The organism is Micromonospora sp. URMC 107, from assembly GCF_051386315.1.
GTDB lineage: Bacteria > Actinomycetota > Actinomycetes > Mycobacteriales > Micromonosporaceae > Micromonospora.
The window spans coordinates 53,648-77,209 of the sequence record NZ_JBPQTK010000011.1; the positions used below are offsets into that span (position 1 = coordinate 53,648).

Sequence of the window (23,562 nt, forward strand, 5' to 3'; positions counted from 1 at the left end):
CGAACATGGGCAGCCTGTCGGCCCGGCGCTGTCTACCATCACTGTCATGCGGGAAGCGGGTGCTCCCGGGCTGCGGCGACGCGCCCGGAGCCGGCCACGCCGCGAGCCCGGGCCGCTGCCCCGGGCCGTAGCCCGGATGGTGGTGCGCGCCGCCGACGGCGCCACCCGGGCGGTGACGGCCCTGCTCGGCGCCAGCCCGGCGGCCGGCCGCGAGCGGATCAGCGAGGCGGAGCTGCGCGACCTGGTCGCCGCCAACACCCTGCTCGACCCGGTCGAGCGCCGGATCATCGACGAGGTGCTGGCCGCGGGCGCGAGCCTGGTCCGCGAGGTGATGATGCCGCGCACCGAGGTCGTCTTCCTCTCCGCCCGGCTCACCCTCGCCGAGGCGGAGCGGATGGTCCGGGCCGAGACGCACACCCGCTACCCGGTCGTCGACGGCACCCACGACGACGTGGTCGGCTTCGTGCACCTGCGCGACGTGCTGCTCCGCCCCGACCTCGACCCCCGTACCACGGTCGGCGAGCTGACCCGCGAGGTGAAGCGGCTGCCCGGCAGCAAGCGGGTGCTCGCCGCGCTCAGCGAGATGCGCCGGGAACGCCACCACCTCGCCGTGGTGGTCGACGAGTACGGCGGCACCGCCGGCATCGTCACCCTGGAGGACCTGATCGAGGAGCTGATCGGGGAGATCCACGACGAATACGACACGGCCCCCGACCCGGTGCACGCGGGCCTGCCCGCCGTGGTGGACGGCCGGCTCAACCTCGCCGACTTCGCCGAGCGCACCGGCGTGAGCCTCCCGCCGGGCCCGTACGAGACGGTCGGCGGCTTCGTGATGGCCGCGCTGGGCCGGCTCCCGGTCGCCGGTGACGAGGTGCCGGTGCTCGCCGGCCCGGCCGGCGACGGCGGCGCGGGACCCGACGACCCGCCCGGCGGCTGGCTGTTGCGGGTGCTCACGCTGGAGGGCCGACGGGTGGCCCGGCTCACGGTCTCCGCCGGGCGCCTGCCGGAGCCCCGGCGCGAGGTCGGTGCCCCGGCACCGGTGGGGCACAGCCGACCCGCCGGCCCGTCATGACGCGCACCGGGTCTTGCTGACAGAATTGCCGCCATGTCCGACGTTCCCGCCCGCCCCCGCGTCTTCTCCGGCATCCAGCCCACGGCCGACTCGTTCCACCTCGGCAACTACCTGGGCGCCGTGCGGCACTGGGTGGCGTTGCAGGACACCCACGAGGCCTACTACTGCGTGGTCGACCTGCACGCGATCACCGCGGGGCACGACCCGAAGACGCTCATGCACCGCAGCCGGATGGCGGCCGCCCAGCTCTTCGCCGTCGGCATCGACCCGGAGCGCAGCGCGCTCTTCGTGCAGTCGCAGGTGCCCGAGCACTCGCAGCTCGCCTGGGTGCTGGGCTGCATCACCGGGTTCGGCGAGGCGAGCCGCATGACGCAGTTCAAGGACAAGTCGCAGAAGCAGGGCGGCGAGCGGGCGAGCGTCGGCCTGTTCACCTACCCGATCCTGCAGGCCGCCGACATCCTGCTCTACCAGGCCAACGCCGTGCCGGTGGGCGAGGACCAGCGCCAGCACCTGGAGCTCTCCCGCGACCTGGCCCAGCGGTTCAACTCGCTGTTCGGGCAGACCTTCACGGTGCCCGCGCCGCACATCGTCAAGGACACCGCGAAGATCACCGACCTGCAGGACCCGACGGCCAAGATGTCGAAGTCGTCCTCGTCGCCGGCCGGCATCGTCAACCTGCTGGAGGATCCGGCCCGCTCGGCCAAGAAGATCCGCTCCGCGGTCACGGACACGGGGCGGGAGATCGTCTTCGACGCCGAGACCAAGCCCGGCATCTCCAACCTGCTGACCATCCACTCCGCGCTGAGCGGGCGGAGCATCGACGACCTCGTCGCCGCGTACGCCGGCAAGGGCTACGGCGACCTGAAGAAGGACCTCGGCGAGGTGGTGCGGGAGTTCGTCGGCCCGATCCAGGAGCGCACCCGGACCTACCTCGACGACCCGGCACAGCTGGACAAGCTGCTCGCCGCCGGCGCGGAGAAGGCCCGAGCGCTCGCCGGAACGACGCTGCGCGCCGTGTACGAGCGGGTGGGCTTCTTCCCGCCGGTGCGCGGCGAGTAGCGCCCCCGGCGCGACGGGTGAGGGCGGACGGGTCGGTGGCCGGAGGGATGACGCACAGCGTGGATCGCAGGGACGGGGCGCCGGACGCCGGCGACACCATCGAGATCGGCATCGCGGTGGACATCCCGGAGCCGTGGGGCGGCATGCTCACCCGGCGGCGGGTCGAGGCCGGCGACCCGCGGGTCGTGCCCGCGCACGTGACCCTGCTCGGGCCGACCGAGATCCCGGTGGCGACGCTACCGGCGGTGGAACGGCACCTCGGCGCGGTCGCCGCCGCCCACCTGCCGTTCACCCTGCACCTGCGGGGCACCGGCACGTTCCGGCCGGTGACCCAGGTCGTCTTCGTGGCGGTGGCCGCCGGGATCAGCGAGTGCGAGCTGCTCGCCGCCGCCATCCGCGCCGCCCCCGAGCTGCACCGCGAGACGCGCTTCCCGTACCACCCGCACGTCACCGTCGCGCAGGACGTCGCGCCGGAGGCGCTGGACCGGGCGTACGAGGACCTGGCCGACTTCTCGGCCATGTTCGAGGTCGAGGCGTTCACCCTCTTCTCGCACAGCGGGCAGACCCGGTGGCAGCCGCGCCGGGACTTCCGGCTGGGCGGCTGAGCGGTCGCCCGGGTGCGCCACCAGCGCCACGGCGGCCACGCCGCCGACGCCGACCCCCGCCGTACGACCGCCGCCCGGCGCTGGCTGCCGCCCGCTTGCCCGCACGGGCGCGGGAGATCGGCGAGGATGACGGCGTGAACGTGCTGGGCCGCATCGAGGCGGGCATCGACCGTCGGATCAGCGCCACGCGCCGCCGGTGGTCCGCCGCCGACCACCTGTGGCGGGCCGGCGTGCTCTACAACGACGTGCTGGGCGGGCGGCTGGCCGCCGCGATCGCCTACTACGGCTTCTTCGCGGTCTTCGCGCTGGCGCTGGTCGGATACTCGATCTTCGGGGCCATCCTGGAGGACAACGACGAGGTCAGCGCCGCCGCCGCGGACTTCCTCCGGGAGAACCTGCCGTTCCTCGACCCCGTGCAGATCGCCGACAGCAGCGGCACGGTCGGGGTGATCGGCCTGATCATCCTGGCGTTCACCGGGATCGGCTGGGTGGAGGCGATCCGCTCCTCCCAGCGGCTCATGTACGGGCTCAACCAGCAGCCCGGCAACCTGGTGGTCCGCCGCCTGGTCGACCTGGGCGTGCTGGTGGTCATCTTCGTCCTGCTCGGCGTCTCGGTGGCGGCGGTGGACGCCCTGGAGTCGCTGCTGCGCTTCCTGCTGCGCAGCACCGGCTCGCTCGGGCTGACCATGGTCAGCGCGGTGCTCAGCGTGGTGGTCAACGCGGTGCTGGCCACCCTGCTGCTGGTGGCGGTGCCCAGGCTGCGGATGAGCCGGTCCCGGCTGCGCCCGGTGGTGCTGCTGGTCGCGGTCGGCATCACGCTGCTGAACACCGTCGGGCGCTTCTACGTGGTGCGCACCGAGCGGAACCCGGCGTACACGGTGGTGGCGGGCGCCGTGGGGCTGCTGCTCTACCTCTACCTGCTCAACCAGTTGGTGCTCTTCGGCGCGGCGCTGGCCGCGACCAGCCCGCGCGGGCGGGTGGTGGACCTGGCGGAGGGCCCGGCGCCGGTGGACCTGGACGCGGACACGGACCCCGGCGCGCCGGGCGGGGCCGGATGAGTGGGGGAGCGGGCGTGCGGATCTCGGTCGACCAGGGCTCGGCGGTGCCGCCGTACGAGCAGGTGCGCGGGCAGCTCGCGGAGCTGATCGGGACGGGCCGGTTGGCGGTGGGCACCCGGTTGCCCACCGTCCGACGCTTCGCGGCCGACCTGGGGCTGGCGGTCAACACGGTGGCCCGGGCCTACCGGGAGCTGGAGACGGCCGGTCTGCTGGAGACCCGCGGCCGGCACGGCACTTTCGTCGCACCCGGGCGCGATGATGCGACGGACCGGTTGCAGCGGGTGGCGGCCGACTACGCCGCCGAGGCCGCCCGGTTGGGCGTGCCGCCCGCGGCGGCGCTGGCCCTGGTCCGCGCGGCGTTGGACGCGGCGCGACCGGGCTGACGGCGCGGTCGGCCCGGCCGACGACGACAGCAGGAGGAGACCGATGCCCGAGGCGCACACCATCCTGGTCGAGACGGCGGTGGCCGCCCCCGCCGACCGGATCTGGCGGGCCCTGACCGAGCCGGAGCAGGTGCGGCAGTGGTTCGGCTGGGACCACGAGGGACTGGCCGACGAGATCCGGTTCATCTTCGTCGACCAGGCCGAGCCCGCCCCGCCGGACAGGATCGCGCTGGCCGCCGGCCAGGAGCTCCAGCTCGTAAGCGAGGGCGACCGGACGCTGCTGCGGGTGGCCGTCCCCGCGACCGCCGACGCCGCCGGGTGGGACGCGATCACGCAGGGCTGGCGGGCGTTCTTCGAGCAGCTGCGCTTCCTGCTGGAGCGGGCACCGTCGGGGCGGCGGCGCACCGTGCACCTGACGGGTACCGCGACCGGGGCCCAGGCCCTCGCCGTGCTCGACGCGGCGGGCCCGACGCAGCGGTGGCACGACAGCCCGCGCCAGCGGATCGTGGTGGACGCCGAGGGGCGGCTGCTCGCCGTGGCCGCCGGCGCGCCGCTGGGCGACGGCACGGCCTCGCCCGTCAGCCTGACGGTCAGCGCCTACGGCCTGGACGAGGCCGGGCTCGACCACCTGCGCCGGGTCTGGACGGCCCGGTGGCAGGCCGCCGTCGGCGTTCCGGCCGCCCCGTCGGCGACCGCGCGGCGGGATCCCGACGGTGAATAGGGGCGATTGCCTCCCGGGTCTGCGGCGTGACGGACCATGATGGGCGCGTGGGCGCACTCGTGACACTGGACCTGCCGGACGACTCGCCGATGCTCGGCCTGCCGTGGATCATCACCTTCGGCCCGCTCGGCGACGCCGACGAGTGGGAGCCGGTGGTCTGCGGCCCCTACGAGCGACCGCACGCCCTCGCGCTGGCCGAGGCGATCGTCGCCGAGGAGCAGCTGATGGCGGTGGTCGAGCCGCTGCTGCCCGCGCTCTCGGCCGAGGAGATCCGGGGCGAGATCGCCGCGGCGCAGGTCGCCGCCGAGGACGAGGCGGCGCAGCTCGACCAGGCCGACCTCTACGGCGACTTCGAGGACACGATCGACGAGGAACTGGAGGCGGCGGCAGCGCAGGAGGACCGTGCGGAGCCGCTCGCCCCGCCCACCGAGGCGGAGCTGCGGGCCGGCTTCGGGCGCATCGCCGCGAAGCTCACCGGCGGCGGCTGAGCCGACGCCTGCGCGACGCGAACCACCATGGGTCCGTCGTACCCGCACGGGCCGAGGGCGACACGCGCCCAGATGGACGCCGGCACCCCCGGAGCGGACTCCGGGGGCGCCGGCGCCACCTCACCCCCCACCACAAGGGGTCGGTAGCCCAGTCGCCCGTCGGCGCGGGGCACAACGGACGACCAGGTCGATGACGGGTTACCCGCTCAGCGCCGTTCGAACCAGGCCGCCGCGTCGACCGGAAGCAGGTGGCCGGAGCCCTGCCCGGTGAGCGGCTCGCTGGCGGCGATCGGTGCGCCGTACCCGTCGATCAGGGCCGGCGCACCGCTGATGTTGACCACGCAGGTCAGCACGGTGTCGCCGGCGGCGCGGTTGAAGGCGAGCAGTCCCGGCCCGGCCTCCAACCAGGTGACCCCGCCCGCGTCGGCGGCCAGCGCCGGGTGCTCCCGGCGGATCCGCAGCGCGGTGCGGTAGAGCTCCAGCGTCGAGCCGGGCACGCCGGTCTGGGCGGCGACCGAGAGGGCGCGCCAGGTCGCCGGGGCCGGCAGCCAGCTCAGCTCGCTGCCCTCCGGCCCGAAGCCGTACGGGGCCAGCTCACCGCTCCACGGGATCGGCACGCGGCAACCGTCCCGGCTCTGGCCGGTGCGCAGGAACGCCGGGTCCTGGCGCAGTTCGTCCGGCAGGTCGAGCACCTCCGGCAGGCCCAGTTCCTCGCCCTGGTAGATGTAGGCGCAGCCGGGCAGGGCGAGCATCAGCAGGGTGGCGGCCCGAGCCCGGCGCAGCCCCTCGGCGCCGTCGCCGTAGCGGGTGACGTGCCGCTGCTTGTCGTGGTTGGAGAGCACCCAGGTGGTGGGCGCGCCGACGATGGTCGACTCGGCGAGCGCGGTGTCGATGACCTTGCGGAACGAGTCGGCCGACCAGGTCGCGTCGAGGAAGTCGAAGCTGAACGCCTGGTGCAGCTCGTCGGGGCCGATGTAGCGGGCGAGGCGCTGCGGGGTCTCGGCCCACGCCTCGGCGACCGCCATCCGGCCGCCCGGGTAGCTGTCGAGGATCGGCCGCCAGGCGCGGTAGATGTCGTGCACCTCGTCCTGGTCGAAGTAGGGGAGCCGGCCCTTGCCGAGCAGTTCCGCCTGACGCTGGCCGGTGGTCATCGAGCTGAACCCGACGTCCGGCAGTCCTTCGGCCTTGATCATGCCGTGCGCCACGTCGATCCGGAACCCGTCCACGCCCCGGTCGAGCCAGAAGCGCAGCACGCCCTCGAACTCGGCGCGTACCTCGGGATGACGCCAGTTCAGGTCCGGCTGGGCCGGGTCGAACAGGTGCAGGTACCACTGGCCGTCGTCGATCCGCGTCCAGGCGGGGCCGCCGAAGATGCTCTCCCAGTCGTTCGGGGGCAGTTCGCCGTTCGCGCCGGTGCCCTCGGCGAAGAGGTAGCGCGCGCGCTCGGGGGAGCCGGGCCCGGCGGCCAGCGCCGCCTGGAACCACGGGTGCGCGCTGGAGGTGTGGTTGGGCACCAGGTCGACGATGATCCGCAGGCCGAGGGCGTGCGCGTCGGTGATCATCGCGTCGAAGTCGGTGAGGGTGCCGAACATCGGGTCGACGTCGCGGTAGTCGGCGACGTCGTACCCGCCGTCGATCATCGGCGAGGTGTAGAAGGGCGTCAGCCAGAGCGCGTCCACCCCGAGGTCGCGCAGGTACGGCAGGCGCTCGCGGATGCCCTGGAGGTCGCCGACGCCGTCGCCGTTGGAGTCGGCGAAGCTGCGTACGTAGACCTGGTAGACGACCGCGGAGCGCCACCAGTCGTCGTCGGTGGTCGGCGGCGTGGGGTTGCTGACGGTCATCTGTGGCGTTCCCCGTTCTGTGGCGCGGGACGGCGGCACCCGGCGCGGTGCGGGTGCGGGGCGGTGTCTGAGCAGAATGCCGCCCGTTACTGCAAGAGTCAAGCATTCCTTGCGCAAGAAATGGCGACGACCGTGCCGTCACCCTGCCGGCTCACGTCCGGCCGGCCCTTCCGGAGGCCCTGCGACCAGGCCGGTACGGCGAGCGCGGGCGGCGCCGGGCGCTGCCGCGACGTGCCGCCCCGGGCCCCTCGCGCGGCGTCGGTGGGGGCGACGGCGGTGGAGCCGCGCACCACCAGTTCCGGGCGGAACACGTACTCCGAATTCGGGGCGGCATGCCCGTTGATCTCGTCGACCAGGGCCCGGACGGCGGCGACGGCCATCGCGGCCACCGGCTGCCGCATGGTGGTCAGCGGCGGGTCGGTGAAGGCCATCAGCGGGGAGTCGTCGTAGCCGACCACCGACAGCTCGCCGGGGACCGACATGCCGCGCTGCCGGGCGGCCCGGATCGCGCCGAGCGCCATCAGGTCGGAGCCGCAGACGATGCCGGTGACGCCGCGGTCCAGCAGCCGGGCCGCGGCGGCCTCGCCGCCCTCCACGCCGAACAGGGAGAGCTCTGCCAACTCGTCGAGGCCGGCCTCGGTGACGCCGACCAGCCGGCCCATCGCGGCCCGGAAGCCGGCCACCCGGCGCTGCACCGGCACGAACCGGTCCGGACCGGTGATCAGGCCGATGCGGCGGTGCCCGAGCGCCACCAGGTGGGCGACGGCCAGCTCGGTGGCCTCGCCGTCGTCGCAGGAGACGAAGGGGGCGGGGATGCCGGGCGCGTACCCGTTGATCATCACGACGGGCAGCGGGCGGGCGATCAGGGCCCGGTAGCGGTCGTGGTTGGCGGCGGTGTCGGCGTGCAGGCCGGAGACGAAGACTATTCCGGAGACCTGCCGGTCCAGCAGCATCTCGACGTACTCGTCCTCGGTGACCCCGCCGGCGGTCTGGGTGCACAGCACGGGGGTGAAGCCGCTCTGCGCCAGGGTCGACTCGATCACCTGGGCGAAGGCGGGGAAGATCGGGTTGTCGAGTTCGGGGACCACCAGACCCACGAGGCCGGCGCTGCGCTTGCGCAGCCGGGCCGGGCGCTCGTAACCCAGCACATCGAGGGCCGTCAGTACGGCCTGCCGGGTCTCGGGGGCCACTCCCGGGCGGTCGTTGAGCACCCGCGACACCGTGGCCTCGCTGACTTCGGCCTGTTGGGCGATGTCGGACAGTCGAGCGCGCATGGGCGCACTTTAGCTCACGGGCAAGTTCTTGCGTACACTCTTGCAAGCCCTTCCATTCTCTGAAACCCCTTGCTAACGTCCCCGCAACACGCGAGAGCAGCGGCGCAGCACGCCAGGCGCCGGTTGGCAAGAAATTTACAGAGCTTCCACTGGCGGGATCGCCCTTCCCCCGGCGTGCCGCCATGACGACAGGAGTACCGATGCGCATCCGTACCGCGGGTGTGGTCGCCGTCCTCGGCCTGGCGCTCGCCGCCTCGGGCTGCGGCAGCGACAGCAGCGACGAGCCGGCCGCGAAGGAATCCACCAAGGCCGCCGCCGGCGGCAAGCTGGTGATCTGGGCCGACGACAAGCGCACCGCCGCCCTCAAGCCGTTCGCCGAGAAGTTCGGCCAGGAGAACGGCGTGACGGTCGAGGTCCAGGCCGTCTCCAAGGACCTCCAGACCAACTTCGTCACCGCCTCGCAGCAGGGCAGCGGCCCGGACGTCGTGGTCGGCGCGCACGACTGGATCGGCAACCTCGTCCAGAACGGCGCCATCGACCCGGTGCAGCTCGCCGCCGAGCAGAAGAGCGGCTTCAACGAGACCGCCGTCAAGGCCGTGACGTTCAACGGCCAGCTCTACGGCGTGCCGTACGCCATGGAGAACCTGGCGCTGATCCGCAACACCGAGCTGGCCCCCGAGGCGCCGAAGACCATCGAGGACCTGGTCGCCGCCGGCAAGAAGCTCAAGGCCGAGAAGAAGGCCAGCGAGATCCTCTGCCTCCAGTCCGGCCAGAACGGCGACGCGTACCACATCTACCCGCTCTACACCTCCGGTGGCGGGTACCTCTTCGGCACCGCAGGCAACGGCGACTACGACCCGAAGGACCTGGGCGTGGGCAAGCCGGAGTCGATCGAGGCGTTCAAGAAGATCGCCAAGCTCGGTGAGAAGGGCGACGGTGCGCTGAAGCGCTCGATCACCCCCGAGAACTCGATCGCCACGTTCACCGGCAAGAAGTGCGCCTACCTGGTCTCCGGCCCGTGGGCCGTCGCGGACGCCAAGAAGGCCAACATCAAGTACGACATCTCCCCGGTCCCCGGCTTCGCCGGTGGCAAGGAGGCCCAGCCGTTCGTGGGCGTCCAGGCGTTCTACGTGGCGTCGAAGGGCAAGAACAAGGCCCTGGCCCAGGAGTTCGTGGCCAACCACGTCACCACCCCCGAGCTGGCCGTGGCGCTCTACAACGCCGAGCCCCGTCCGCCGGCGCTGACCGCCGCGCTCGACCAGGTCAAGGGCACCGACCCGGACCTGGCCAAGTTCCAGGAGGCCGGCAAGAACGGCCAGGTGCTTCCGGCGATCCCGGCCATGGCCACCATCTGGGACCCGTTCGGCAAGGCCGAGGCCGCCATCATCGGCGGCGCCGACCCGGCCAAGACGATCACCGCGGCCGGCAAGACCATCTCCGGCCAGATCAAGTAATGAGCACGTCGCTGTCCGGCCCGGGGGGGGGGGGCTGCCACGCAGCCCCCGGGCCGGGAGCCCGTCGGCGGCGGGCTCCCGGGCAAGTCCCGCACCGCGCCGCACCACGCGCCGATCACCGCGACCGGTCTGCTCGTCAAGGTGGTCCTGCTCGGCCTGACCGCCGGGATCGCGATCTGGGCGGCCTTCCCGCTCGTCGACGCGAAGAAGTGGGTCGGCCTGGCGCTGCTCGTCGCCACCACCGCCGGGCTCTTCTACCTCTACCTGACCCGCCGGCACATCCCGGCGAAGTACCTGGTCCCCGGCACGCTCTTCCTGATCGCGTTCCAGATCCTCCCGGTGCTCTACACGGCGAGCACCGCCTTCACGAACTTCGGCGACGGCCACCGCGGCACCAAGCAGGACGCCGTCGTCGCCATCCAGACCGCCTCGGTCAAGCAGGTGCCCGGCTCCACCGAGTACGCCCTCTCCGTCGCCACCGAGGGCGACCCGGCGACCGGCCCGCTCGTCTTCCTGGTCAGCGACCCGGGCACCGGCACCGTCTCGGCCGGCGACGCCGGCGGGCTACGCCGGCTCGACCCGGCCGACGTCACCGTGGCCCCGGGCGGCAAGGTCACCGCCGCCGACGGCTACACGGTGCTCAACTTCGGCCAGGCCAGCGCCCGCAGCCAGGAGATCACCGACCTCGTGGTGCCGACGTCAGGGGGCGCGCTGCGCTCCGCCGGCCTGTCCCGCGCCTACGAGGGCAAGGCGATCCGGTCGTACGACGCGGGCTGCGACTGCATCACCGACGCCGAGACCGGCCGGACCTGGACGGCGGACGAGGAGACCGGGGCCTTCGTGGCCGCCGACGGCGAGCGGCTGGCCCAGGGCTGGAAGGTCACCGTCGGGCTGGAGAACTTCTCCCGGGTGCTCACCGACCCGGCCATCTCCGGGCCGTTCTTCGGCACGCTGCTGTGGAACTTCGCCTTCGCCATCGGCTCCACCGGCGGCACGTTCATCCTGGGCATGTTCATCGCCCTGGCCCTGCACTCGCCCCGGATGCGGGGCACCAACCTCTACCGCGTCCTGCTGATCCTGCCGTACGCCATGCCGTCCTTCGCGATGCTGCTGGTCTGGCGGGACATGTTCAACACCGACTTCGGCCTGATCAACAACCTGTTCGGGATCGGGGTGGACTGGTTCGGGCAGGAGTGGTCGGCCCGGGTCGCGGTGATCCTGGTCCAGCTCTGGCTCGGCTACCCGTACATGTTCCTGGTCGCCACGGGCGCGCTCCAGGCCATCCCGAAGGAGCTGACCGAGGCGTCCTCGGTCGACGGCGCGTCGCCGTGGCAGTCGTTCCGGTCGGTCACCCTGCCGCTGCTACTGGTCGCGCTCTCCCCGCTGCTGATCGCGTCGTTCGCGTACAACTTCAACAACTTCAACGCGATCTACCTGACCACCGAGGGCGGCCCCTTCCCGGCGGACAACCCGACCGCGGGGGCGACGGACCTGCTGATCACGTACACGTACCGGCTGGCCTTCGGCGCGCAGGGTGCCCAGTTCGGCCTGGCGGCCGCGGTGTCGATCTTCATCTTCACCATCGTCGCGGTGGTGTCGGCGGTGAGCTTCCGGCGCACCCGTAAGCAGGAGGAGGTGTACTCGTGACCTCACTCAGCGGTACTCCGGCCGCGGGGGGCGCGACCGGCGCCGCCCCGGCCCTCAACCGCAACGCGGGCCGGCGTCGCAACCGGTGGTTCGCCCAGGTCGGCTGGCGTCACCTGGTCGGCGTGCTGGCGGTCGCGTTCAGCCTCTTCCCGATCCTGTTCGTGCTCTCGGCCGCGCTCAACCCGCTCGGCACGCTCTCCTCGACGGAGCTGCTGCCGACCGGGGCGTCGGTGGAGAACTTCACGAACCTCTTCGACCGTACGGCGTTCGAGTGGTGGTTCTTCAACTCGCTGCTCATCGCCGGGGTGGCCTCGTTCGCGTCGGTCTTCCTCTCGGCGCTGGCGGCGTACGCCTTCTCCCGGATGCGCTTCGCCGGCCGTCGGGTCGGTCTGCTCTCGCTCCTGCTGATCCAGATGTTCCCGCAGTTCCTGGCGATCGTGGCGATCTTCCTGATCTTCACGACGATCACCGACCTCTGGCCGGCGATCGGCTTCAACACCCCGTGGGGCCTGCTGCTGCTCTACCTGGGCGGCGCCCTGGGCGTGAACACCTGGCTGATGAAGGGCTTCTTCGACACGCTTCCCCGGGAGCTGGACGAGTCGGCCACGATGGACGGCGCCTCGCACGCCCAGGTCTTCTTCCGGATCATGCTGCCGCTGGTGGCCCCGATCCTGGCGGTGACCGGCCTGCTCGCCTTCATCGGCACCATCAACGAGTTCCTGATGGCGAACGTCTTCCTGACCAACAGCGAGTCGAAGACCCTCGCGGTCGGCATGTTCGGCCTGGTGGCCGGGGAGCGCAACAACAACTTCGGGATCTTCGCGGCGGGCACCCTGCTCACCGCGATCCCCACGGTGCTGGTCTTCCAGATGGTCCAGCGCTACATCGTCTCCGGCCTCACCGCCGGAGCCGTCAAGGGCTGAGCCTCCTCGGCTCACCGCTGCGGCAAGGGCGTCGGCGTCCGACGTACACCGGAGCAGTCACGGATCGACCGCCGCGGTCGGGGAACCGGCCGCGGCGGGAGGCCCCTTTCTCTCCCGTCCGACCGACGCGAAAGGCACCGCCATGTCCCTGTTGCCGCACCACGACGGCTCCGCCCTGTACGTCCCCGAGCAGGAACCCGCCCTCGGCGACACCGTCGACGTCTTCGTCCGGGTGCCGGCCGGCGCCGACGTCCGGCAGGTGCACGTGCGCACCACCGGCGACGGCGAGCCCCGGTTCACCGAGGCGGTCGTCGACCGCACCGACGGCGGCGACGTCTGGTGGCGGGTGCCCGTCGAGGCCCGCAACCCCGTCAGCAACTACCGGTTCATGCTCACCGGCGGCCGCGGCTACCGCTGGCTGAACGCCGCCGGCGTGGTGGCCCACGACGTGCCCGACAACGGCGACTTCAAGCTGGTCACCCACGCCCCGCCGCCCGCCTGGGCCCGCGACGCGGTGATCTACCAGATCTTCCCGGACCGGTTCGCCCGCTCCGCCGCCGCGGACGGCCGCGAGGTGCCGGACTGGGCGATCCCGTGCGACTGGGACACCCCGGTCATCGGGCGGGGCCCCGAGACCCCCCGGCAGTTCTACGGCGGCGACCTGGACGGCGTCACCGGGCGGCTGGACCACCTGGACCGCCTCGGCGTGAACACCGTCTACCTGACGCCGGTCTTCCCGGCCCGCTCCAACCACCGCTACGACGCGGCCAGCTTCGACACCGTCGACCCGCTGCTCGGCGGGGACGCCGCCCTGGCCCGTCTCGCCGACGCCGTACGCGCCCGGGGCTGGCGGCTGCTCGGCGACATCACCAGCAACCACACCGGCGACGCGCACGAGTGGTTCACCAGGGCCGCCTCCGACGTGTCCGCGCCGGAGCGGGAGCTGTACTACTTCGACGAGGCAACCGGAGACTACGAGTCCTGGAACGGGGTCCGGTCGCTGCCGAAGCTGAACTGGGGCAGCGCCGAGCTGCGCCGGCGCTTCGCCACGGCCGACGACTCGCTGCTGCGCCGCTGGCTGCGCCCGCCGTACGGGCTGGACGGCTGGCGGGTGGACGTGGCGAACATGACCGGGCGGCGGGGCGCCGACGCGTACACCCACGAGGTGGCGGCGCTGCTGCGCGAGGTGGTCGCGCGGACCCGGGCGGACGCGCTGCTGATGGCCGAGCACGGCCACGACCACACCGGCGACCTGGACCGGAACGGCTGGCACGGCACGATGAACTACGTCGGCTTCACCGACCCGGTCTGGTCCTGGCTGCGCCACGGCGACGAGCCGGTGCCGAACTTCCTCGGCACCCCGGGCGGGGTGGTGCGCCGGGACGCGGACGCGGTGCTCGCCACCATGGACGCCTACCGCTCGCTGGTCTCCTGGCGGTCGTACACGCACTCGTGGCAGCTGCTCGGGTCGCACGACTCCGCCCGGATCCGCACCGTGGTCGGCGACGCCGCGCGGCAGGAGGTCGCCGCCGGCCTGCTCGCCACCATGCCCGGCACTCCGATGATCTTCGCGGGCGACGAGCTGGGCCTGACCGGCACCAACGGCGAGGGCTCGCGTACCCCGATGCCGTGGCACCGGCCGGAGAGCTGGGACGCCTCGACGTTCGCCGCGTACCGCGCCCTGGTCGCGCTGCGCCGGGCGGAGCCCGCGCTGCGCCACGGCGGCCTGCGCTGGCTGCGCGCCGACGCGGACACGCTGCTCTTCCTGCGCGAGGCCCCGACCGGCACGGTGCTGGTGCTGGCCCGCCGCGCCGCCGGCCAGCCACTGCGCCTGAACGGGCTGGGGCCGGCCGAGAACCTGTACGGCGGCGCCCCCGCCCTGCGCCCCGACGCCGACGGCGCGGTCACCCTCCCGGCGGACGGCCCCACCTTCCAGGCCTGGCGGCTCTCCTGACCCCTACGCCCCACTACTACGATCCGTCGTTGATGAGGGAGGATGGTGCCCGTGGAAGCTCTGAGACTGATACTTCGCTACGTCCATCTGATCGGTTTCGCCCTGCTGCTCGGCGGCGCGATCGTCCAGTACATCAGCGGGAAGCTGCGGATCAACCCGGCCATGCTCTGGGGGTCCGTGATCATGCTGGCGACCGGGATCGGCCTCTCCGCGCCCCTGCGGGACGGCGACGAGCCCGACCCCGCGAAACTTGTTACCAAGTTGGTGCTCGCCATCCTGATCTTTGTCATGGTGTTCTTTTCCCGGAAGCGCGACGTGGTCAACCGTGGGCACTTCCTGGCAACCGTCGGGTTGACCCTGGTCAACGCGGCGGTGGCCGTCTTCTGGCGGTAACGTCACCGGCAGGGGACGACGCGCAGAACCGGACGTTCCGCGACGCCTCGCCGCGCACCTACCAGCACTGAGAGTGATCTGCCCCACCTAAGGGTTACGTAGGGGTAACAGGCGCTCAACAGTCGTGCACGATTGTCGGCCGGTGGGTGGGCGCGGGCGTACGCTCCCGTCCGTAACGTGGGACGCCGGCGGCGCAGCGCAGGCCGGCTCAAAGGGCTGCCACCGTGCAGGACGCGGTGTGCAATGGGAAGGAGACGTCTTGCGCTCTGTGCGTGGGATGCGGATTGCCTCCGTCTTCGCGATGGGTGGGCTCGTGCTGAGCGCCGCCGCGTGTGGCGAGGCTCCCGAGGAGAACAACAACGCCGGCAGCGGCGACAAGAAGTACAGCGCCTGCATGGTGACCGACGTCGGCGGCATCGACGACAAGTCGTTCAACACCTCCGCCTGGAAGGGCCTGGAGGAGGCCAAGAAGGCCAACGACAAGATCGACATCAAGTACGTCGCGTCGAAGGCCGAGGCGGACTACGAGGTCAACCTGACCCAGTACGTCAACCAGAAGTGCGACTTCATCCTGGCCGTCGGTGGCCTGATGGGTGACGCCACCTCCAAGATCGCCAAGGCGAATCCGAACCAGCAGTTCGGCATCGTCGACGCGAAGGTCGCGGAGACCAACGTCTACCCGATGCAGTTCGACACCGCCCAGGCCGGCTTCCTCGCCGGTTACCTGGCCGCCGGCATGACCAAGAGCGGCACGGTGGGCACCTACGGCGGCCTGCCGATCCCGCCGGTCACCATCTTCATGGACGGCTACGCCGACGGCGTCGCGCACTACAACAAGACGAAGAGCAAGACCGTCAAGGTCGTCGGCTGGGACAAGGCCGCCCAGAAGGGCTCCTTCACCAACGACTTCGTCAAGCAGGACGAGGGCAAGAAGGTCAGCGACACGCTGGTCGCCCAGGGCGCCGACATCATCATGCCGGTCGCCGGCGGCGCCGGCCTCGGCACCACCGGCGCGGCCAAGGCGTCGGGCGGCAAGTACAACACCATCTGGGTGGACGTCGACGGCTGCGAGAGCACCCAGGACTGCGCGGCGATCATCACCACCGTCGAGAAGAACATCCCGGACGCCGTCAAGGAGGCCGTCGTCAAGGCCGCCAACGGCGAAAAGCTGTCGGCCACCCCGGGCTACCTCGGCAACCTGTCCAACAACGGCGTCGGGCTCGCCCCGTACCACGAGTTCGACAGCAAGGTCCCGGCCGAGCTGAAGGCCGAGATCGACAAGCTGAAGGCGGACATCGCCGCCGGCACCGTCACCGTCACCTCCGCGGCCCAGCCGAAGTGAGGCTCCGCCGGCCGCCCGCGGTGAGACGATCACCCGGGTAGGCCGGCGAGCGGTACAGCACGACGATCCGGCCGCCCCGGCGTCGCGGGGATCCCCCACGGCGCCGGGGCGGCCGATCCGCTCCACCCGACGACGGCCCCGCGCCGCGAGCGGTACATCGGCAGCTACGCTGCACCATCGCTTCGCACTCCAGGAGGTTGCGCTGAGACTCGAACTGCGCGGCATCACCAAACGGTTCGGTGACCTGGTCGCCAACGACCACATCGACCTGACGGTGGAGCCTGGAGAGATCCACGCCCTGCTCGGCGAGAACGGCGCGGGCAAGTCGACCCTGATGAACGTGCTCTACGGGCTCTACCAGCCCGACGAGGGCGAGATCCTGGTCGACGGAGCGCCGCTGAAGCTGCGGGGGCCCTCCGACGCGATCGCGGCCGGCATCGGCATGGTGCACCAGCACTTCATGCTGGTGCCCGTCTTCACCGTGACCGAGAACATCATGCTCGGCGCCGAGCAGGTCCGGGGCGGCATCGCCGGCTTCCTGGACCGGCGGCGGGCCCGGCGCGAGGTCGCCGAGGTCTCCGAGCGGTACAACCTGCGGGTCGACCCGGACGCGGTGATCGAGGACCTCCCGGTCGGCATCCAGCAGCGGGTGGAGATCGTCAAGGCGCTCACCCGCGACGTCGACCTGCTCATCCTCGACGAGCCGACGGCCGTGCTCACCCCGCAGGAGACCGAGGAACTGCTCGCCGTGATGCGGTCGCTCAAGGCCGCCGGCAAGTCGATCGTCTTCATCACCCACAAGCTGGGCGAGGTCAAGGCCATCGCCGACCGGATCACCGTGATCCGGCGCGGCAGGACCGTCGGCACCGCCTCCCCCGAGGCGAGCCGGGACGAGCTGGCCGCGCTCATGGTCGGCCGCAGCGTGCGGCTCACCGTGGAGAAGGAGCCCGCCACCCCAGGCAAGCCGGTCCTGGAGGTCGCCGGCCTGGTCGTCGACGACGACCGGCAGATCCGCGCGGTCGACGGGATCGACCTGACCGTGCACGCGGGCGAGGTGCTCGGCGTCGCGGGCGTGCAGGGCAACGGCCAGACCGAGCTGATCGAGGCGATCATGGGGCTGCGCCCCACGCTCGCCGGCACGGTCACGCTCGACGGGCAGCAGGTCAACGGCTGGTCGACCAAGAAGGTGCTCCGCGCCGGCGTCGGCTACGTGCCCGAGGACCGCAGCGTCGACGGCCTGGTCAAGGAGTTCTCGGTCGCTGAGAACCTGGTGCTCGACATCTACGACCGGCCGCCCTTCGGCAAGGGCCTGGCGCTGAAGCCGGACGCCATCGCGAAGTCGGCGAAGGAGCGGATCGCGCAGTTCGACGTGCGTACCTCCTCGGCCGACGCGCCCGTGGGCACCCTCTCCGGCGGCAACCAGCAGAAGGTCATCGTGGCCCGGGAGCTGTCCCGGCCGCTGAAGCTCTTCATCGCCGCCCAGCCGACCCGCGGCGTCGACGTCGGGTCGATCGAGTTCATCCACAGCCAGGTCATCCGGGAACGGGACGTCGGCACCGCCGTCATGGTGGTCTCCAGCGAGCTCGACGAGGTGATCGGCCTGGCCGACCGGATCGCGGTGATGTACCGCGGCCGGGTCATCGGCATCGTCGGCCCGGACACCCCCCGCGAGGAGATCGGCCTGCTGATGGCCGGCATCACCCCCGACGCGGCGTCCGCCGCCACGACCGGCACGACCCCGGCCGACGGCGCCGCGGCGGCCCCCGCCGCCGAGGGCCCTGGCAACGAGGACGAGGCATGACCAATCCCAACCCCCCGTCGGGCTCCCCGGACAAGGAGCCGGCCACCGAGGCGCAGGCGGCGCAGACCGCGCTCGGCAACACCGAGCGGGCCGGGACCGCCACCTCCCCGAAGGGCCCGGCCCCGGAGGCGAAGCCCTCGCTGGGCCGGCTGTTCCTGGACAACCTCTGGGCGGCGAACACCTTCACGGTGACCCTGCTGTCGCTGGTGCTGGCGATGCTCGTCGGCGCGGTCCTGATGATCGTGTCCGACCCCGAGGTGCTGGCCACCTACAGCTACATCACCGCCCGCCCGACCGACGCGCTCAACGCGAGCTGGACGCTGGTCAGCGAGGCGTACGGGAACCTGTTCAAGGGCGCGGTCTTCGACCCGGAGGCGGTGGGCTTCCAGGCGGTGATGAGCCCGATCTCGGAGACGCTCACCTACACCGCGCCGCTGGTCTTCACCGGCCTGTCGGTGGCGCTGGCGTTCCGGGGCGGCCTGTTCAACATCGGTGCCCAGGGCCAGGCCGTCATGGGCGTGATCCTGGCCGCGCTGGCCGGCTTCCTGCTGCCGCTGCCGCCCGGCCTGCACCTGCTCGTCGCGGTGCTCGCCGGCGCGCTGGGCGGGGCGATCTGGGGCTTCGTCCCGGGCATCCTCAAGGCGCGTACCGGCGCCCACGAGGTGATCAACACGATCATGCTCAACTACATCGCCACGTACTTCCTGACCTGGATCATCGTGCAGAACGGCGTCCAGGACCCGAACCGCACGGACGCGATCAGCCGGCCGGTCGACGGCTCGGCCCAGCTGCCCCGGCTGCTCGGCGACGGGCTGCGGGTGCACGCCGGCATCATCCTGGCGGTGCTGGCCACCTGGGCGGTCTGGTGGCTGCTGAACCGGTCCACGCTCGGCTTCGAGCTGCGCGCCGTCGGCGCCAACCCGGACGCCGCGCGGACCGCCGGCATCAGCGTCACCCGGACGTACGTCCTGATCATGGTCTTCGCCGGGATCCTGGCCGGCCTCGGCGGCTCCAACATGGTGCTCGGCTCCACCGCGAGCGCGCTGACCCCGCTGGTGGTCGCGCAGATCGGCTTCGACGGCATCCTGGTGGCGCTGCTCGGTCGGGTGAAGCCGTGGGGCGTCGCGCTGGCCGCGCTGCTCTTCGGCGCGCTCCAGGCCGGCGGCAACCGGATGCAGTCCTACTCGGGGATCTCACTGGAGCTGGTCACCGTGCTCCAGGCGCTGATCGTCATCTTCATCGCCGCGCCGGCCCTGGTGAAGGCGATCTTCCAGCTCCGGGCCGCCCGCGCCGCCCGGTTGCAGACGAGCCTGGCGAAGGGCTGGTAACTCATGTCCACCATGGCTGTCGAAGACGTCGCGGTCGCCGGAGTCGACCAGGGCTTCTGGACCCGTACCCGCAAGGTCGGCGCCGTGCTGCTCGCCCTCGGCCTGCTGGCGACGGTGCTGTTCGGGGCGCTCGCCACCGGCGAGCAGGCCCGCTTCACCCTGAGCGAGGACGCCGCCGGCGCCGCGCTAGAGATCCACGGCACGGTCGGCGCGATCCTCTTCGGCCTCGTCGCGGTCGCCGCCGGCGTCGCGATGCTCGCCGGGCTGCCGAAGCGCTGGTTCACCCTCGTGCTCGGCGTCGGGCTGGTCGGCTTCGTGCTGTCGTTCCTCTGCTGGCAGGTCTCCGACGCGCCGGCCGGGCAGAACTTCATGCCGCTGGTCAACATCCTCCGGGGCACGTTCATCCTGGCCCTGCCGCTGGTCTTCGGCGCGCTGGCCGGCGTGCTCTGCGAGCGCTCCGGCGTGGTCAACGTGGCCATCGAGGGGCAGCTGCTGATGGGCGCCTTCAGCGGCGCGCTCTTCGGCAGCCTCTCCGGCAACGTCTGGGTGGGCCTGGTCGCGGCGGCCGTCGGCGGCGCGTTCATCTCGCTGCTGCTGGCCGTCTTCTCGATCCGCTACCTGGTCGACCAGGTCGTCATGGGCATCGTGCTCAACCTGCTGGCCGTCGGCGTCACCGGCTTCCTCTACGAGCGGCTGATGCAGACCAACGCGCAGAAGTACAACAGCGCCCCCCGGTTCAGCAACTGGGAGATCCCGCTGCTGTCGGACATCCCGTTGCTCGGCCCGGCGCTGTTCCGGGGCAACATCTTCCTCTACCTCGGCCTGCTGCTGGTGCTGGTCATCCACATCGCGCTGTTCCGCACCCGGTGGGGCCTGCGTACCCGCTCGGTCGGCGAGCACCCGACCGCCGCCGACACGCTGGGCGTCAGGGTGCTCGGGCTGCGCTACCGCAACGTGCTGCTCGCCGGGGTGGTCGCCGGCATCGGCGGCGCGTCCTACACGCTGGCGCTCTACTCGTTCACCAAGAACATGATCGGCGGCAAGGGCTTCATCGCCCTGGCCGCGCTGATCTTCGGCCGGTGGAGCCCGACGGGGGCGCTGCTCGCGGCGCTCTTCTTCGGCTTCGCCGACCAGCTCGCCACCTACCTGGGCGCCATCAACAGCGTGATCCCGAGCCAGTTCCTGGCCATGCTGCCCTACCTGGCGACGATCCTGGCGGTGGCCGGGCTGGTCGGCCGGGTCCGGGCGCCGGCCGCCGACGGCAAGCCGTACATCAAGGGCTGACGGGGGAGTACCACATGGAGATCGACTGGGAGCGGCTGCGGGCCGCCGCCACCGAGGTGATGCGGCACGCGTACGTGCCGTACTCGAAGTTCCCGGTCGGGGCCGCCGCCCTGGTCGACGACGGCCGGGTCGTGGTCGGCTGCAACGTGGAGAACGCCGCGTACGGCGTGGTGCTCTGCGCCGAGTGCGGGGTGGTCTCCTCGCTGCACGCCACCGGCGGCGGCCGGATCGTGGCCCTGTCCTGCGTCGACGCCACCGGCGAACCGCTTATGCCGTGCGGCCGGTGCCGCCAGCTGCTCTGGGAGCAGGGCGGGCCGGAGTGCCTGATCGAGGCGAAGGGCGGGCCGCTGCGGATGGCCGAGCTGCTGCCGCACGCCTTCGACGTGACCGACCTGGAGGCCGTGACCGGGGAGGCCCCGGTGCCCGTGGTGCCGGAGCGGCTGGCCGCCTGGCGCGGGCGCGGCACGGTCTTCGTGCACCCCGACCTCTCCGCCGGACAGCAGGTCTGGACGGCCTACTGGGAGCGGTCGGCGGGCGACAGCGAGGGCGCCGAGACCGGCGTGCTGGAGGAGGGCCCGAGCTGGGACGACGCGGCGGAGGCGATCGCCTGGGGCCTCGCCCGTACGCCCCGGGTGGTGGTCGTGGACGCGTCCGGCGGCATCTTCTGGGCCGGCGAGGGTGAGCCGCCGATGGAGATCCCTGCCCGCTGGGGTGGTTGAGCTTAGAGCGGATCGGGCCGACCGTGCCCGGCTCCGGGCGGTCAGGCTTGATCCCTCCGCCGGGCACGGTCGGCCCGATCCCTCGGTGGTCGCGGCCCGCGTGCGGGTATCGCCATAACGACGAGAGAGATCTTTTGTGATGAGTGGTTTTGCGGCGGTTGATGTCATCCGGGTGAAGCGGGACGGGGGTGTGCTCTCCGACGCGCAGATCGACTGGGTGGTGGACGCGTACACCCGGGGGCTGGTGGCCGACGAGCAGATGTCGGCGCTGGCCATGGCGATCCTGCTGCGCGGCATGACGCCGGCGGAGATCGCCCGCTGGACGGCCGCGATGATCGCCAGCGGGGAGCGGCTCGACCTCTCCGCGGTGGACCGGCCGACCGTCGACAAGCACTCCACCGGCGGCGTCGGCGACAAGATCACCCTGCCGCTCACCCCGCTGGTCGCCGCCTGCGGCGCCGCCGTGCCGCAGCTCAGCGGCCGGGGCCTCGGCCACACCGGCGGCACGCTGGACAAGCTGGAGTCGATCCCGGGCTGGCGGGCGGCCCTGAGCAACGACGAGTTCACCGCCCAGCTCCGGGACGTCGGCGCGGTGATCTGCGCGGCCGGCGCGGGGCTAGCCCCCGCGGACCGCAAGCTGTACGCGCTGCGCGACGTGACCGGGACGGTCGAGGCCATCCCGCTGATCGCCAGCTCGATCATGAGCAAGAAGATCGCGGAGGGCACCGGCGCGCTGGTGCTCGACGTGAAGGTCGGCTCCGGCGCGTTCATGAAGTCCGTCAAGCAGGCCCGCGAGCTGGCCCGGACGATGGTCGAGCTGGGCGGCGCGCACGGCGTGCGGACGGTCGCCCTGCTCACCGACATGTCCACCCCGCTCGGCCTGGCCATCGGCAACGCCGTCGAGGTGACCGAGTCGGTCGAGGTGCTTGCCGGGGGCGGCCCCGCCGACGTGGTCGAGCTGACCCTGGCGCTGGCCCGCGAGATGCTCGACGCGGCCGGGCTGCCGGACGCCGACCCGGAGGCCGCCCTGCGCGACGGCCGGGCGATGGACTCCTGGCGGGCGATGATTCGCGCCCAGGGCGGGGACCCGGACGCCCCGATGCCGACCGCGAACGAGGTCGAGGTGGTCCGCGCGGAGGCGGACGGCCACGTCGCGGCGATCGACGCGTACGCCATGGGGGTGGCCGCCTGGCGGCTCGGCGCCGGGCGGGCCCGCAAGGAGGACCCGGTCAGCGTGCCGGCGGGGATCGTGCTGCACCGGCGCCCGGGCGAGGCGGTGCGGGCGGGCGACCCGCTCTACGAGCTGCGCGCCCAGGACGCCGCCCGGATCCCGGCGGCGCGCGACGACGCCGCGCGGGCGGTGCGGATCTCGCCGGTCGCGCCCGCCACGACGCCGCTGGTCATCGAGCGGATCGGCTGAGCGCGGCGGCCGCCGGGGCGGCATGGTGCCGTCCCGCTCGGACCGCTATCCTCCCAGGCCAAGGGGGGACAACCGGCGCCGAGTCGTCGCGAGCAGACAGGATTTTCCGCCGTGACCGTACCTGCCCCCGATCCACGGGAGGTGCGTGAGGCGAGCCTGGACGAGTTGTCCCGGCTGCGTCTCCCGCTGCCGCCCGCCCAGTTCCCGCTCGTGTGGGAGCCGGGCGACCAGATCGAGCTCCGCCCCACGGTGGAGATCGAGGCCCGCATCGCGGTGCTGCACCTGATCCTGGCCCGCTGCTTCGGGATGCCGCCGCAGGCGGCGATGAGCTGGCTGCTCGCCTCGCACCTGGTCGACATGGTCACGCCGCCGGAGTTCCAGTTCGTGACCGGCGGCAAGGGCGACCACCGGTCGTTCGTGCTGCACCACGACGCGCTCTTCGCGCTGGCCTGGGTGCTCGGGCTGACCAAGCAGCTCGACCCGACCCTGCCGGTCGACGAGCGGCTGGTGGAGCGGATGCCGCACATCCCCGACGGGGAGACCTTCGGCCAGTGGCGGGCCCGGATCCTCACCGCCCCGCAGCACCCCGCCGACGCGGCGGCCCTGCTGGACCTGCACTACTGCCTGGACTGGGCGTACCTGGAGACGGAGCGGGCCGGCCGGACGCCGCCCGGGCTGGTGGACGCGAACGCGATCGGCCAGCGCCGCTGGGCCCTGGAGTGGGCGGTGATGCTGCGCGGGCCGTACCACGACGAGCCCCCCGGCTGGGAAGAGGTGGACCTCTCCACCTGACCGG

At 72.3% G+C, this 23,562-nt stretch carries 20 protein-coding genes and 1 pseudogene; 19 read left to right on the forward strand and 2 right to left on the reverse strand.

What is annotated here, in order from left to right; genetic code table 11:
* Nucleotides 1-46: 46 nt before the first annotated feature.
* The 7 genes from ACSNN9_RS04410 to ACSNN9_RS04440 all read left to right on the forward strand — a co-directional run bounded on the left by ACSNN9_RS04410 (nt 47) and on the right by ACSNN9_RS04440 (nt 5,386).
* Nucleotides 47-1,072 carry a hemolysin family protein gene (locus ACSNN9_RS04410; RefSeq protein WP_436671326.1) on the forward strand — a complete coding sequence of 342 codons (1,026 nt, stop codon included), beginning with the start codon at nt 47-49 and terminating at the stop codon, nt 1,070-1,072.
* 33 nt (nt 1,073-1,105) lie between these two features.
* Nucleotides 1,106-2,131 (forward strand): tryptophan--tRNA ligase, encoded by a 1,026-nt coding sequence (gene trpS / locus ACSNN9_RS04415; protein WP_436671327.1) that lies wholly within the window; start codon nt 1,106-1,108, stop codon nt 2,129-2,131.
* Nucleotides 2,132-2,178: 47 nt separating this feature from the next.
* Nucleotides 2,179-2,736 carry a 2'-5' RNA ligase family protein gene (locus tag ACSNN9_RS04420; RefSeq protein WP_416607059.1) on the forward strand — a complete coding sequence of 186 codons (558 nt, stop codon included), beginning with the start codon at nt 2,179-2,181 and terminating at the stop codon, nt 2,734-2,736.
* A 134-nt stretch (nt 2,737-2,870) separates the two neighbouring features.
* Nucleotides 2,871-3,794: a YihY/virulence factor BrkB family protein gene (locus ACSNN9_RS04425; protein ID WP_436671328.1), complete on the forward strand. Its 924-nt coding sequence runs from the start codon at nt 2,871-2,873 to the stop codon at nt 3,792-3,794.
* A gap of 14 nt (nt 3,795-3,808) precedes the next feature.
* Nucleotides 3,809-4,177: a GntR family transcriptional regulator gene (locus ACSNN9_RS04430; protein ID WP_357870095.1), complete on the forward strand. Its 369-nt coding sequence runs from the start codon at nt 3,809-3,811 to the stop codon at nt 4,175-4,177.
* Between the two features lie 43 nt (nt 4,178-4,220).
* The gene (locus ACSNN9_RS04435; protein WP_436671329.1) at nt 4,221-4,898 is read left to right on the forward strand and encodes an SRPBCC family protein; all 678 of its coding nucleotides are present in this window, start codon (nt 4,221-4,223) and stop codon (nt 4,896-4,898) included.
* Between the two features lie 47 nt (nt 4,899-4,945).
* Nucleotides 4,946-5,386 (forward strand): hypothetical protein, encoded by a 441-nt coding sequence (locus tag ACSNN9_RS04440; RefSeq protein WP_436671330.1) that lies wholly within the window; start codon nt 4,946-4,948, stop codon nt 5,384-5,386.
* 206 nt (nt 5,387-5,592) lie between these two features.
* On the opposite strand, the gene ACSNN9_RS04445 is transcribed toward ACSNN9_RS04440, so the two are convergent.
* Both ACSNN9_RS04445 and ACSNN9_RS04450 read right to left on the reverse strand, forming a co-directional pair.
* Nucleotides 5,593-7,227, reverse strand: coding sequence for a glycoside hydrolase family 13 protein (locus tag ACSNN9_RS04445; protein ID WP_436671331.1), 1,635 nt, complete (start codon nt 7,225-7,227; stop codon nt 5,593-5,595).
* A gap of 188 nt (nt 7,228-7,415) precedes the next feature.
* Nucleotides 7,416-8,501, reverse strand: a pseudogene (locus tag ACSNN9_RS04450) (LacI family DNA-binding transcriptional regulator); the annotation flags it as partial.
* A 200-nt stretch (nt 8,502-8,701) separates the two neighbouring features.
* On the opposite strand from ACSNN9_RS04450, the gene ACSNN9_RS04455 reads away from it, so the two are divergent.
* The 12 genes from ACSNN9_RS04455 to ACSNN9_RS04510 all read left to right on the forward strand — a co-directional run bounded on the left by ACSNN9_RS04455 (nt 8,702) and on the right by ACSNN9_RS04510 (nt 23,558).
* Nucleotides 8,702-9,955, forward strand: coding sequence for a sugar ABC transporter substrate-binding protein (locus tag ACSNN9_RS04455; RefSeq protein ID WP_436671332.1), 1,254 nt, complete (start codon nt 8,702-8,704; stop codon nt 9,953-9,955).
* A 141-nt stretch (nt 9,956-10,096) separates the two neighbouring features.
* Entirely contained in the window at nt 10,097-11,602 is a 1,506-nt protein-coding gene (locus ACSNN9_RS04460) for an ABC transporter permease subunit (protein ID WP_436671333.1), read from the forward strand.
* Nucleotides 11,603-11,715: 113 nt separating this feature from the next.
* Nucleotides 11,716-12,525 carry a sugar ABC transporter permease gene (locus tag ACSNN9_RS04465; protein ID WP_436671349.1) on the forward strand — a complete coding sequence of 270 codons (810 nt, stop codon included), beginning with the start codon at nt 11,716-11,718 and terminating at the stop codon, nt 12,523-12,525.
* A 142-nt stretch (nt 12,526-12,667) separates the two neighbouring features.
* Entirely contained in the window at nt 12,668-14,479 is a 1,812-nt protein-coding gene (locus ACSNN9_RS04470; protein WP_436671334.1) for a glycoside hydrolase family 13 protein, read from the forward strand.
* A 51-nt stretch (nt 14,480-14,530) separates the two neighbouring features.
* A complete protein-coding gene (locus tag ACSNN9_RS04475; protein ID WP_121399067.1) occupies nt 14,531-14,872 on the forward strand; it encodes a hypothetical protein in 342 nt (113 codons plus the stop codon).
* Nucleotides 14,873-15,149: 277 nt separating this feature from the next.
* Complete coding sequence (locus ACSNN9_RS04480; RefSeq protein WP_436671335.1) at nt 15,150-16,214, forward strand: BMP family lipoprotein; 1,065 nt, start codon at nt 15,150-15,152, stop codon at nt 16,212-16,214.
* Between the two features lie 262 nt (nt 16,215-16,476).
* Nucleotides 16,477-18,015 carry an ABC transporter ATP-binding protein gene (locus ACSNN9_RS04485; RefSeq protein WP_436671350.1) on the forward strand — a complete coding sequence of 513 codons (1,539 nt, stop codon included), beginning with the start codon at nt 16,477-16,479 and terminating at the stop codon, nt 18,013-18,015.
* A complete protein-coding gene (locus tag ACSNN9_RS04490) occupies nt 18,012-19,343 on the forward strand; it encodes an ABC transporter permease (RefSeq protein ID WP_436671336.1) in 1,332 nt (443 codons plus the stop codon). The genes ACSNN9_RS04485 and ACSNN9_RS04490 overlap by 4 nt, the downstream gene beginning before the upstream one ends.
* A 3-nt stretch (nt 19,344-19,346) precedes the next feature.
* Nucleotides 19,347-20,627, forward strand: coding sequence for an ABC transporter permease (locus ACSNN9_RS04495; RefSeq protein WP_436671337.1), 1,281 nt, complete (start codon nt 19,347-19,349; stop codon nt 20,625-20,627).
* Nucleotides 20,628-20,641: 14 nt separating this feature from the next.
* The gene (locus tag ACSNN9_RS04500; RefSeq protein ID WP_436671338.1) at nt 20,642-21,346 is read left to right on the forward strand and encodes a cytidine deaminase; all 705 of its coding nucleotides are present in this window, start codon (nt 20,642-20,644) and stop codon (nt 21,344-21,346) included.
* 139 nt (nt 21,347-21,485) lie between these two features.
* Entirely contained in the window at nt 21,486-22,766 is a 1,281-nt protein-coding gene (locus ACSNN9_RS04505; protein ID WP_436671339.1) for a thymidine phosphorylase, read from the forward strand.
* Between the two features lie 111 nt (nt 22,767-22,877).
* Nucleotides 22,878-23,558, forward strand: a complete 681-nt coding sequence (locus ACSNN9_RS04510) for a DUF4272 domain-containing protein (RefSeq protein ID WP_357870056.1) — start codon at nt 22,878-22,880, stop codon at nt 23,556-23,558.
* Nucleotides 23,559-23,562 lie beyond the last annotated feature (4 nt).